This is a genomic window from Rhizobium sp. LjRoot98, from assembly GCF_964252935.1.
Classification (GTDB): Bacteria; Pseudomonadota; Alphaproteobacteria; order Rhizobiales; family Rhizobiaceae; genus Pararhizobium.
The window spans coordinates 400318-412445 of record NZ_CAXUPW020000002.1 but is presented as its reverse complement, the minus strand read 5'-3'; the positions used below and the strand labels follow the sequence as shown (position 1 = coordinate 412445).

Sequence of the window (12128 nt, the reverse complement as noted above, 5' to 3'; positions counted from 1 at the left end):
CTTCCAATCCGGTGCCTTTTGTTTGATAATGTAGAGATCGGACGCTTAATCGCGCTCCGCCGACGAAGCCCACAGGTTGATGTCGGCTTCCTTGGCATAAACGTCGATCGCCGCCAGTTCTTCCGCCGTAAACGTGTCGTTCTTCAGGGCTGCAACACAATCGACAATCTGCGAAGACCGGCTGGCACCGATCAGCGCCGACGTGATACGGCCGCCGCGCAAGACCCATGCGATCGCCATCTGCGCCAGCGTCTGGCCGCGCTTCTCGGCGATCTCGTTGAGCTTGCGGATATTGTCGATGATCGACGGACGGATGAAATCCTTCTTGAGAAAGTGGTTCTGTGCCGCCCGGCTGTCGGTTGGGATACCGCCGAGATATTTGGTCGTCAGCATGCCCTGCGCCAAAGGCGAAAACACGATCGAGCCGATGCCGAGGTCTTCCAACGTATCGACCAGGCCATCATCCTCGATCCAACGGTTGAGCATCGAATAGCTTGGCTGGTGGATGATCAGCGGCGTGCCGAGATCCTTGAGGATCGCGGTGGCTTCCCGGGTGCGCTGCGAATTGTAGGAGGAAATGCCGACATAGAGCGCCCTACCCGAGCGGACGATATGATCGAGCGCGCCGCAGGTTTCCTCCAGGGGCGTGTCGGGATCGAATCGGTGCGAATAGAAGATGTCGACATAGTCGAGGCCCATACGGGCAAGGCTTTGATCGCAGGAGGCGATCAGATACTTGCGGCTGCCCCATTCGCCATACGGACCCGGCCACATGTCGTAGCCGGCCTTGGAGGAAATGATCAGCTCGTCGCGCAGACCGGCAAAATCGGTGCGCAGAATTTCGCCGAATGCGGTTTCAGCCGAGCCCGGAGGCGGGCCGTAATTGTTGGCGAGGTCGAAATGGGTGATGCCGAGGTCGAACGCCGTGCGGCACATGTCGAGCTTGCGCTCGTGCGGCGTGTCATGGCCGAAATTGTGCCACAGGCCGAGCGAAATCGCCGGCAGTTTTAGCCCCGTCTTGCCGCAGCGGTTGTATTTCATCGTCTCGTAGCGATTATCCGCCGGTTGCCAGCTCATTGTTGTACCTCCGCGATCGGGTCTCAGTGACGGAAGGGTTCCGCCACCCCATAAACAGAAAGGTTTCCGGAGCGCACCACGGAAACCTGATAGAGTTAAGCTCTAGCGCATAAGCAGGAGAATCGAAATCGGTAATCAGGCCGTTGCGCACAGTTTCAAGACGCACGTTCGATCGGTGATTAACCGGCCGTCTTCATAGCCTCTGGCCAGTAAAGCCGATCGTCGTTGACTTGAAAGTCCGTGCGCGGCAGGCGGCCGGTTGTGAGGACCGGCTTCGACAACAGTTTGACCGGCAGCGGAAAAGGCACATTTCGGTCCTCCGCCTCTATCCTCTGTTTTTCGTCCATCATCATCGCAAGAAGCGCGCTATTGTTCTCACCGCTGCTGAGCGGGTCTGGCGCCAACTCGTGACGCACAAAGCTATCGTCTTCCGATCGTCTACCGATCATGGCGAGAAGCTTCACCTGCGCACTTGTTGATGGATCAAAATCGGAGGATGTGCTCCATCGTTTCCCTCCGGAAGCCTGTTCCATCGTGACATCAGCATTCATGAGGTGGAGAATGACAATCGCCGTGGACGCATCGCATTCCGGCTGACTGACGACCCACGCGAGAATGTCAAAAATCTCTTCATAGTCCCAGTTCAGGTTCGTTAGCAGGTGCCACATGTCCGGATCGCGCGGGGCTTCCATCTTCAGCCATTCGACAACGCTGGAGATCGGCATGGAATCAAATCGCGGGGAAAGTTGATCCGTGCCGTGGTTCGCTTCAGCGACAGGTTTTTGCCCGGTCTGCGGATTCCTGGGCATCTCAAGCCGCTCTCGCATACTCTGAATACGGGACTGAAGAGGTTGTGCTGAATGCGAAAGGCCGCGTAGCGGCCCAAACGTTTGCTGTTCCGCTTTTGTAAGGCGCCGGAGCATGCGCTTAAACTCCGGGTCAGGCAGCGCTGCCGTGAGATGAACAAGTTCGACAAACCGCTTCTCGCGCTTGGAGAGATCGGCAAAGACCGGAGGTGCGTTTCCCCTCCTCGTTTCAGTGAAGGTTTCAATGGCGGTCAACATGCCAAGCTCGACATCGTCGCCATGTGAAGCCGCACGGGCACCGGAGACGAATTTTGTCCGGATGACCTCGTAGGCATCAGGTGCCTTCAGCAGGAATTGGTTATGTGTCCGCCTGCCGATATAGCGGTGGATGAGGACAGCACAACTAGCGACGACAACGGCACCCCAAAACAGTGTCTCGATACGCATACATACATCCCAGATTGCACTTCTGGTTTATACGTGCATGGTCTTACGACGAACTTAACCCGCCCTTGCAAAAAGAACCGTCTGTGACCGGATTGGACGCAAACAGCCCCGTACAGGGACTTGCGCAACATTAGAGCGCGGTGTTGGCAGCGCATCTCGCTGCCAACACTCTGATCAGTCTCGTATCTACCCGGCATCCCGAAGCAGCGCCTTCGCCTCCTCGATCCCGAGCGCCTTCGGCTGGGTGCAGGTCGTTGTCAGCTCGACAAACCGGCTCTCTTCGCCCGATTTCAGGATCGAGACCATAACATCGACGCCGTGCAAAGCCCTCTCCAGCGAGCAGCGCGCGTCGCGGCCTTCAAGAATGGCATTCGCCATGTCGGCGAGACCGGCGGTCCGGTAGTTGGCCATCATGCCCTGCTTGTGCTCCTGATTGGGCACACCGAAGGGATGGTCCCAAGTTTCCAGCGGCTGGATATCCTTGTCGCGGCCGCTGGCCGAGACCGTGCCACCGAAGAAATTCGGGTCCGGGACGAACAGTGAGCCTTCGGTGCCGTAAAGCTCCATATTGGCATGGTTGTGCGACCAGACATCCCAGCTTGCCGACAAGGTAATCGTGGCGCCGTTCTGGAACTCGAGCAGCGCGTGAATATTGGTCGGGGTCTTGACCGGAATGACCTCGCCCTTGCGCGGCTCGCTGGTGATCGTGCGTGTCGGATTGGCCATCGAGGTCAGGGCCGCCACGCGTTTGACCGGACCTATGAGGTTGATGAGGTTGGCGATGTAATAGGGGCCAAGATCGAGGATCGGGCCGCCGCCGGGAAGGAAGAAGAAATCCGGGTTGGGATGCCACATCTCCATTCCGGGGCTGAGCACATGGCAAGTGCCGGATGTAACGCGGCCGATTTTGCCCTGGTCGATATAGTCACGCGCCAGCTGATGGGCACCACCGAGGAACGTATCCGGGGCGCAGCCGACCTTGAGGTTGTTGGCGGTGGCAATACCGCGCAGCTGCTCGCCCTGCTCCAGCGAAAGGACGAGCGGCTTTTCCGAATAGACGTGTTTTCCAGCTTCGAGGATCATCTTGGAAACCGGGAAATGCGCGTCCGGGATCGTCAGGTTGACGACGATGTCGATCTCCGGATTGGCCAGCAGCTCCTCGATGGTCTGCGCCTTGACGTCATATTCTGACGCGCGTGTTTCTGCGGCGGCCGGGTTGATATCGGCACAGGCGATGACCTTGATGCCCTTGAAGAGCGGAGAAAGCTTAAAATAGGTGGTGGAGATGTTGCCGCATCCGATGATGCCGACGCCAAGTTCTCGTGTCATGGTGCTGTCTTTCTTTCAGTAGGTCTTGATCGACGCGATCGAACGCTCGGCCGTCGCCTTGTAGTCCTTGGGATTGTCGTGCTCGACGATGTAGTATTTGGCAGGCGTCGCAGACAGCGCCTTGAACAATCTTGCCCATTCAACGGTGCCGTGGCCGACATCGGCCCAGCCATCCTGATCGGCATTTTCGCCAGCCTTGGCGATATCCTTGACGTGCACGGCCGTGATGCGCTTGCCGTATTTCTCGATCCAGGCAAAGGGATCGGCACCGCCACGGATGACCCAGGCAATGTCCGCTTCCCAAGAGAGGTTCGGTCCACCGGCAAAGATATGGTCCTGCGGGATCGATCCGTCCGGCAGCGCCACGAACTCAAAATCATGGTTGTGCCAGCCGAAATCGAGACCGGCATCACGGAACGGCTTGCCGGCTTTTTCCAGGCGTGCGCCAAAAGCTTTCCAGCCGTTCGCGTCGGTTGGACGCTGTTCGACGGTGATATGCGGGCAATAGATCGACTTGATGCCGAGCGTCTTGGCGATGTGCAGCGCGCGCGCCGGATCGGTCTCGAGCAGATCAAGGCTGAAATGCGCGGACGGCATCGTTACGCCACTTTTGTCCATGTCGGCTTTCAGCGCGGCAAGGGCCGCATCGTCGAGTGCGGCGTAGAGCGCGCCATATCCTTCGACCTGCTTATAGCCGGCAGCGCCGACTGTTTTCAGGACATCGGCAAGCGGCGGGAAATTGCGGGCGCTGTAAAGCTGGAAGCTGACGGTCTGCATGGAAATTCCTCCTTGGGATCGATTATGAGAGCCAGGTGTCATAGTCAGACACCAAGAGATGGCTCGGTTTGGTATCTTCCTGGATGGCGGAAAAGCGGCCGACGGGCTCGCGGAAATAATTGTCAGTCAGATCGTCGTTGACGGTGGAAACCTCCCCCATCAATACGTCTGCGTCCTCCGCCCAGAAGGCGTGCCAATTGCCGGGCAAAAGCGTGACGCTTTCGCCGGGCGACAGTTTCAAGAGAGCGCCTGCCTTCAGCGTGCGCAGGCGGGCGTCGGTGGCAACCACGACGTCGCTGGTTTCATCGACATTGCCATCCGGCAGCGAATTGTACATCTGCAGCACCAGCGTGCCGCCACCGCGATTGATGATGTCCTCGGTCTTGACCGCATGCCGATGCAGCGGATTGACCTGATCTTTTGCAGTAATCATCAGCTTTTCGGCATAAAGCATGCCGCGGCCATGGGCGAGCGCTGCAGCCGAACCGTTGCGCAGGGTGAACAGCACAAGGCCGAACTCGCTGAACCGGCCCTTGCCGTAGTCGGTGATATCCCAGCCAAGCCGCGTATCGCGGATCGACGGGGTGTCCGATCCGACCCGGGTCTTCAGCTCCTCCGGCGACCAATAGGCGAAAGGCGGCAGGACGAAACCGTGCTGGCGCATGAAAACATCGCTTCGTTGGATAATGGCATTGACTTCGCTTCGTAGCATAGAGGCCTCCTATCCATTGCCCTGGCAGGATTGCAGATCGTAGCCGGTAAAGACCGGTGCAGAGGTCAACGGCTCCCTTGGGGTAAAGCGGATGATACGGCTCTCACCCGCCGTCAGGTCGAAGGCGTTGTCGGAATAGCGGCCTTCGACATCGGCCTCGATCATCACATGCAAAGCAAGACCGGTGGCCGAGACGGTCACACCGTAGGAACCGTCGCCAGCCGGTATTGCCGAGATGGAGAGACCGGAGGGTTCAAGATCGAGCACCTTGTAAGTGCTCTGCACATGATGCCCCTCGCCGCGCATGCCGTTCGAGGCCTCGAAGGACCAGAACAGCAAAGAGTTCTTTGGAATATCCGATGCCGCTATCGTCATCAGCGTATCGGCGCGATCGGGACTGCAGGTCCCGGCCGCCGCCATCAGCGGATGCTTTTCGCCCGAGAGCGAGACGACGAAGGTTTGAAGCTCGACGGTAACCGGCGCTGCTGTGTCGTTGACCATCGAAAAGCGGATGCTCTTGCCGTCATCGGACGGGATGGCAGCGACGGCCACAGGTTGAAAGAACCGGCGGGTCATGTAGTGCATGGCCTTCCAGTTGCCGCCGTAGTCCAAGCTGGCCCAGGAGGCGACCGGCCAGGTATCGTTGAGCTGCCAGTAGAGCGTGCCCATGCAATGTGGCTTCAGCGACCGCCAGAAATCGACCGCCGTTCGGATCGCCAAACCCTGCTGGATCTGGCTCAGATAAACGAAGTTGGAAAAATCCTTCGGGAAGCGGAAATAGCGGAACATGGTGGCGGCGATACGCTCGTTGCCACCGGCATTCTTCTGATGCGCCTCCATCACCGGAGACGCGACGTTCAGGTCTTTCTGCTCAGCGAATTGCCGCACGACCGGCATCGAGGTGTAGGACTGGAAGCCGAACTCCGAGCAAAAGCGCGGCCGCACGGTGCGGTAATTGTCAAACGACTTGTTTTCGTGCCAGACCGACCAATAATGCATGTCGCCGGAACCATCGGCATGCCAGGCATCGCCGAAATTCAGCGGCCCGACCGACGGGCTCGACGGCCACCAGATCGCCTCGGGTGCCGCCGTCTTGATGCCGGTCTCGATGACGCGGTTCAGCCGGTCATAGGAGACCAGGTAACGGTCCCGATCCCTGCGGCTTTCCTCGAACCAGGTCAGCGCGCCGACCAGTTCGTTATCGCCGCACCACAGCACGATCGAGGGATGCGAGGACAGGCGCTTGACCTGATAATCGACCTCGGCGGCGACATTATCGAGGAAATCCGGCGTCGATGGATAGAGGTTGCAGGCGAACATGAAATCCTGCCAGACCATAATGCCGAGCCGGTCGCACAGATCGTAGAACCAGTCCGGTTCGTAAAAGCCGCCGCCCCAGATGCGGATCATGTTCATGTTGGCATCGAAGGCTGACTGCAGCAGGTCCTCGACACCCTCCCGGGTGACGCGGGAAACCAGCGCATCAGCCGGGATCCAGTTGGCACCCCGGCAGAAGATTTCCCGACCGTTGACACGGAAGGCAAACCGGCTGCCGGCCGCATCCTTGTCGGTCAGCAATTCGACAGTGCGAAAGCCGATCTGGCGGGTAACGGTCTCGCCCTGCAGTGCGACCGTCAACTGTGACAACGCCTGTTCACCACTGCCGGCAGGCCACCAGAGTTTCGGATTCTCGACGGTAAAGACCTGGGTGATCCGGGTTTCACCGGCATTGACGGCGCAATCCAGATGCTCGCGCTGTTCATCCAGTGCGAAATCGAGACCGGCGACACCGGGCTCCTTGGCAAACACAGTTACTGTGACATGAAGATCGATCGCCCCGCCGACTTGCGGAACCTGCCGCGTCGTCACGTGCTCGATACGGGCCGTATCGAGCTTCCTGAGCGCAATCGTACCGTAGATGCCGAGCGGTGCGATGGCGATGTTCCAGTCCCAGCCGAAATGGCATTGCGGCTTGCGCAGCATGTTGCCATTGGCAATCGGCGAATTGCCGGTCGAATAGGGAATGTAGAATGGCTGGGCAGCCTGCCGCTCAGCACCTGCGGCAATCGAGGAGTAGAGGACAACGCGCAACGTGTTTTCGCCCGCCTTCAGGGCCGGACCCGCATCTGGGCGGTAGCGCCGGAAGCAGTTGTCAGCCTTCAGCACCAGTTGGTCGTTGATATAGACGTCGGCGATGGTATCGAGGCTTTCGATGTCGAGATACCAGTTGCCCGGCAATTCGGCCTCATCAATATGAAACTGCCTTTCCAGCACCCAATCCTTGTGGGCCACCCATTGCACATCGTCCTCATTGCGGCCCGCATAGGGATCGGCGATCACGCCAGCCGCCTGCAAGGCGCTATGAACATCGCCGGGAATGGCGATGGTCAGCGCGTGGCTGTTGTCGGACGAAGCAAGCCGCCAGTCACCGGAGAGATCGATCGTGACAGGAGCGGAAAAGGCAAGAGCAGACATTGTGGAAATCCATTCGCCGCCAGCCCCGCAGGTACCGGCATCATTCATTCGGACGTGACGGCCACCCATCCTTGCGGCCATCCCGATGATTCAGTGATCAAATTCTGTTTTCCGTCGCCGCATCGAAGACAGATGCCATCGACATATCGAAGCTGAGTTTGACCGCCTTGCCCGGTGCATAGCGGCGTGCACCGGCAATGCGCACCGATATTGTCTGGCCGGCAAGCTTCAGCCACAGGAGATTGTCGGCTCCCATCGGCTCTTCGATATCAACGACGGCGGCATGGATTTCTTCGCCGGGCTCATCGACCCTGACATGTTCCGGACGAACACCGAGCACCACCTTGCGTCCGGCCTCCAGCGGGCCACGGGTCGGATAGGCGTCCATCGAGAAATCGACACCGTTGATCTCGACGACCTTACGGCCACCCCTGTCCTTGATTTCGCCGCGGAAGAAATTCATCGACGGCGAACCGATGAAACCCGCCACGAACAGGTTTTCCGGGAAATTGTAGATCGTCATTGGATCGGCAAGCTGCTGGATGACACCACTTTTCATGACGGCGATCCGGTCGGCCAGCGTCAGGGCCTCGATCTGGTCGTGGGTGACGTAGATCATCGTATTCTTCAGCGACTGATGCAGCCGCTTGATTTCGACGCGCAGTTCGGAGCGCAGTTTGGCATCGAGATTGGACAAGGGCTCGTCAAACAGGAAGACATCGACGTCGCGCACCAGTGCCCGGCCAATCGCCACGCGCTGCCGCTGGCCGCCCGAAAGTTCGGAGGGCTTGCGCTTCAACAACGGCTGAATCTGGAGGATTTCTGCGGCCCGCGCCACGCGCTTGTCGATCTCTGCCTGAGAGAGCTTGGCAACCTTCAGGCCGAAGGAGAGATTGCCCTCCACCGTCATCTGCGGATAGAGCGCATAGGACTGGAACACCATGCCGATGCCGCGGTCCTTCGGTTCTTCCCAGGTGACGTTCTTGTCCTTGATGAAGATCTGGCCGTCGGAAACATCGAGAAGGCCGGCAATGCAGTTGAGAAGGGTCGATTTTCCGCAGCCGGAAGATCCCAGAAGAACCAGGAATTCGCCGTCCTTGACGTCGAGATTGAGAGTTTCAAGCACGGTGACAGCACCGAAGCTCAAAGACAGATCCCTGACCGATACGCTGTTGATGGTCATGCAATTACCCTTTCACTGCGCCGGCGGCGATGCCACGGACGAAAAGCCGTCCGGAGACGAAATAGACGATCAACGGCACGGCACCGGTCAGGATGGTTGCCGCCATGTTGACGTTGTATTCCTTCACGCCTTGGACGGAATTGACGATATTGTTGAGCTGGACGGTCATCGGATAATATTCCGGCCGGGTGAACACGACGCCGAACAGAAAGTCGTTCCAGATGCCGGTCACCTGCAGGATCATCGCCACCACGAAGATCGGCAGCGACATGGGCAGCATGATCTTGAAATAGATCGTCCAGAAGCCTGCCCCATCGACACGCGCCGCCTTGAACAGTTCCTCCGGCAGCGCCGTGAAGTAGTTGCGGAACAGCAGCGTCAAGATCGGCATGCCAAAGATCGTATGAACGATGATCAGGCCGGTCAGCGACCCGTAGAGGCCCATTTCGCGCAGAACGATGACGATCGGATAGATCATCACCTGATAAGGGATGAACGCACCAACGATCAGGATCGTGAAGAACAGGTCCGCTCCCTTGAAGCGCCAATTGGCCAGCGCATATCCATTGATCGAGGCGATTGCGATCGAGATGACGGTCGAGGGAATAGTGATGCGTACCGAGTTCCAGAAGCCACGCGAAAGACCGTCGCAATTGAGCCCGGTGCAGGCGGTTGCCCATGCCTTGACCCAGGGCTCGAAGGTGATTTCCAGCGGCGGCGAAAAGATATTGCCCAGCCGGATTTCCGGCATGCCTTTCAGTGAGGTGACGACCATCACATAGAGCGGCAGCAGGTAGTAGGCCGCGGCAAACAGCAGCGCGCCATAGATCATGATGTTGCGCGGCGACAGCAGCGGGCGGGGTTTCTTGCCCCGAGGCCCTGCAACCGGTTTGGTCGCGCTGCTTACCTTCGCGGACGGATTGTTGAGAGTTACGACCTCAGCCACGCTTGCGTCCTCCGAATTCGAGATAGGCCCAGGGGACGATGATGATGGCGACGGTGATCAGCATCATGGTCGAGGCGGCAAAGCCCTGGCCGAGGTTTTGCGCCTGGAACATGTAGTCGTAGACATATTTTGCCGGAACTTCCGACGAGATGCCCGGACCGCCGCTGGTCTGCGCCACGACAAGATCGTAGACGCGCACGATACCGCTGGCGATGATGACGAGCGTGGTAATGAACACGGCGCGCATCATAGGAATGATGATGAAGAGATAGGTCTTCCACATCGGGATGCCGTCGACACGTGCGGCCTTCCAGATGTCTTCATCGATGCCGCGCAAGCCAGCGAGCATCAGGCACATGACAAGGCCCGTGCCCTGCCAGAGCGCGGCGATCAGGATGCCGTAAATGACGATGTTGGGATTATAGAGCGGATCGAAAGTGAAAGTGCTCCAGCCGAGCGAACGGACAACGGACTGAATCCCGAATTCTGGATTGAGAATCCACTGCCAGACAAGGCCGGTGACGATGAAGGACAAGGCGAAAGGATAGAGAAAGATCGTGCGAAAAGTGTTTTCAAAGCGGATCTTCTGATCCATCAGCGCTGCCAGCAGAAAACCGATGACAAGACTGAAAATCAGCGAAAACACACCATAAATGGCCAGATTCTGGATAGAAACGAGCCAGCGGGGAGCCGCCCACAGGCGCTCGTACTGATCAAGCCCGACGAAGGAAAGCCGCGGCAGGAGCTTGGAATTGGTGAAAGAGTAAAACACCGTCCAGAGCGTGCCGCCGAGAAAGATGACGACGGCGGTGAGTATCATCGGAATTGAGGCAATCTTTGCATGCAGATTGCGCAGCAACTGGTTTGGCCGGCCGGCGTTCGCTTGGCCCGTCATAGGTCAACCCTCCCCTGGATCGCGTATTTTTGAGGACGTGACGAAACCCGGAACAAAATCGGCCGGGCTTCAGGCCGGCCCATACTAGGAGCCGGCCTTCCACAGAGACTGGTCCCGTTAGTCGGCTGCGGCGATGATATCGACGAAGCGCTTCTGTGCATCTTCCGGCGTCATGGTCGGCGTCGCGAAGAACTCGGAGAAGAGATCTTCCATCTGCTTCTGGCTGTCAGCCGAAAGCAGCTGATCGGTGCTGACGATGACATTGCCCTTGGCAAGAATATCAAGGCCCTTCTTCATGCAGTCGTTTGCGGCGGCGAGATCAACGTCGCCACGGACCGGCAGGGAGCCCTTTTTCAAGTTGAAAGCAACCTGCGTTGCCGGGTTGAGAAGCGTCGATGCCAGCACTTCCTGGGCCTTGGACTTTTCTTCATCCTTCAGGAGCGGGAAATAGAAGGCATCGCCGCCGGTCGAGATGATTTCGTTGACGCCGAGGCCCGGCAGGCAGGTGTAATCGGTACCGGCCTTCTGGCCGGCGAGCTGGAATTCGCCCTGCGCCCAGTCGCCCATGATCTGTCCGCCGGCCTTGCCGGTGATGACCAGATTGGTCGCCTGATTCCAATCCTGGACGTTGGTGCCCTTGGACAGGCGGCGGGCGTCGTCGGCGGCCTTGAACACCTTGACCATTTCCGGACCAGCGGCTGCTTCGGCATCCTTGTCGGAGAAGACTTTCTGGTAGACATCCTTGCCGCCGATAGCGATCATCAGCACCCCGAACGCACCGTTGGCCTGCCAGGGCTGACCGCCAACCGCGAGCGGAACGATACCAGCCTTTTCAAGCGCCGGAGCGGCGGCAACAAATTCATCCCAGTTCTTCGGCACGTCGACGCCAGCCGTCTTGAACGCGGCATTGGAAAGCCACAACCACTGCCAGGAATGAATGTTCACCGGCGCGCAATAGATTTTGCCGTCGATCGTGCAGCTGTCGAGCAAGCTCGCCGGCTTGATGATGCCCTTCCAGTTTTCCTTGGTCGCGACATCCGTCAGGTCGCGCATCAGACCAGCCTGAACCAGCTCTTCGGCCTGACGGCCGTGGTTGAACTGGGTGGCGCCCATCGGATCGCCGCCGGTGATGCGGCTGACCATGATCGGCCGCGCTGTACCGCCAGAACCGGCGATCGCACCGTCGACCCAATGATTGCCGGTGGCATCGAATGCCTTAGCCAGTTCCGCAACGGCCGCAGCTTCACCTCCGGACGTCCACCAATGTGTCACTTCCAGATCGGCCGCGTTAGCGATGCCCAGTGGAAGCACGACTGTTGCCGCCAATGCAGCAGCCAACAAACGCAATTTCATGAGTTTTCCTCCCTCACTGTAACGTTACCGTAAAAACTTAGTTCAATCGATTAGCAGACGCAACCACCACAACGCATAATTCAAGGTAAAAAACCAAAAACAATCCTTGATTGCATCTCCTCATACAA

Annotated in this window: 10 protein-coding genes; all 10 read right to left on the bottom strand. The window is 58.5% G+C overall.

Translation table 11 applies throughout. The annotated features are described in order from the left end of the window. Positions 1-45: 45 nt before the first annotated feature. The 10 genes from mgrA to ACSQ3J_RS10485 all read right to left on the bottom strand — a co-directional run bounded on the left by mgrA (position 46) and on the right by ACSQ3J_RS10485 (position 12000). A complete protein-coding gene (mgrA, locus tag ACSQ3J_RS10530) occupies positions 46-1077 on the bottom strand; it encodes an L-glyceraldehyde 3-phosphate reductase (RefSeq protein WP_060506247.1) in 1032 nt (343 codons plus the stop codon). Positions 1078-1256: 179 nt separating this feature from the next. After that, entirely contained in the window at positions 1257-2330 is a 1074-nt protein-coding gene (locus ACSQ3J_RS10525; RefSeq protein WP_060506246.1) for a DUF4274 domain-containing protein, read from the bottom strand. A gap of 186 nt (positions 2331-2516) precedes the next feature. Further along, a complete protein-coding gene (locus ACSQ3J_RS10520; RefSeq protein ID WP_060506245.1) occupies positions 2517-3659 on the bottom strand; it encodes a Gfo/Idh/MocA family protein in 1143 nt (380 codons plus the stop codon). Positions 3660-3674: 15 nt separating this feature from the next. Then, the gene (locus ACSQ3J_RS10515; protein ID WP_060506244.1) at positions 3675-4436 is read right to left on the bottom strand and encodes a sugar phosphate isomerase/epimerase family protein; all 762 of its coding nucleotides are present in this window, start codon (positions 4434-4436) and stop codon (positions 3675-3677) included. A 22-nt stretch (positions 4437-4458) separates the two neighbouring features. Next, on the bottom strand, positions 4459-5148 hold the full coding sequence (locus ACSQ3J_RS10510) for a D-lyxose/D-mannose family sugar isomerase (protein ID WP_060506243.1): 690 nt from the start codon (positions 5146-5148) through the stop codon (positions 4459-4461). A gap of 9 nt (positions 5149-5157) precedes the next feature. Next, positions 5158-7623 (bottom strand): beta-mannosidase, encoded by a 2466-nt coding sequence (locus ACSQ3J_RS10505; protein WP_060506322.1) that lies wholly within the window; start codon positions 7621-7623, stop codon positions 5158-5160. Positions 7624-7720: 97 nt separating this feature from the next. Continuing rightward, positions 7721-8800 (bottom strand): ABC transporter ATP-binding protein, encoded by a 1080-nt coding sequence (locus tag ACSQ3J_RS10500; RefSeq protein WP_112834602.1) that lies wholly within the window; start codon positions 8798-8800, stop codon positions 7721-7723. A 10-nt stretch (positions 8801-8810) separates the two neighbouring features. Continuing rightward, positions 8811-9752 carry a carbohydrate ABC transporter permease gene (locus ACSQ3J_RS10495; protein WP_060506241.1) on the bottom strand — a complete coding sequence of 314 codons (942 nt, stop codon included), beginning with the start codon at positions 9750-9752 and terminating at the stop codon, positions 8811-8813. Beyond that, positions 9745-10647 (bottom strand): carbohydrate ABC transporter permease, encoded by a 903-nt coding sequence (locus ACSQ3J_RS10490; protein WP_060506240.1) that lies wholly within the window; start codon positions 10645-10647, stop codon positions 9745-9747. The genes ACSQ3J_RS10495 and ACSQ3J_RS10490 overlap by 8 nt, the downstream gene beginning before the upstream one ends. Positions 10648-10764: 117 nt before the next feature. Then, entirely contained in the window at positions 10765-12000 is a 1236-nt protein-coding gene (locus tag ACSQ3J_RS10485; protein WP_060506239.1) for an ABC transporter substrate-binding protein, read from the bottom strand. Between the last annotated feature and the right edge of the window lie 128 nt (positions 12001-12128).

Excerpts from the sequence above, each read along its gene's own strand:
- ACSQ3J_RS10510 (WP_060506243.1), bottom strand. The coding sequence starts at position 5,148 with ATGCTACGAAGCGAAGTCAATGCCATTATCCAACGAAGCGATGTTTTC.
- ACSQ3J_RS10520 (WP_060506245.1), bottom strand. The coding sequence starts at position 3,659 with ATGACACGAGAACTTGGCGTCGGCATCATCGGATGCGGCAACATCTCC.
- mgrA (WP_060506247.1), bottom strand. The coding sequence starts at position 1,077 with ATGAGCTGGCAACCGGCGGATAATCGCTACGAGACGATGAAATACAAC.
- ACSQ3J_RS10515 (WP_060506244.1), bottom strand. The coding sequence starts at position 4,436 with ATGCAGACCGTCAGCTTCCAGCTTTACAGCGCCCGCAATTTCCCGCCG.
- ACSQ3J_RS10505 (WP_060506322.1), bottom strand. The coding sequence starts at position 7,623 with ATGTCTGCTCTTGCCTTTTCCGCTCCTGTCACGATCGATCTCTCCGGT.
- ACSQ3J_RS10485 (WP_060506239.1), bottom strand. The coding sequence starts at position 12,000 with ATGAAATTGCGTTTGTTGGCTGCTGCATTGGCGGCAACAGTCGTGCTT.
- ACSQ3J_RS10490 (WP_060506240.1), bottom strand. The coding sequence starts at position 10,647 with ATGACGGGCCAAGCGAACGCCGGCCGGCCAAACCAGTTGCTGCGCAAT.
- ACSQ3J_RS10525 (WP_060506246.1), bottom strand. The coding sequence starts at position 2,330 with ATGCGTATCGAGACACTGTTTTGGGGTGCCGTTGTCGTCGCTAGTTGT.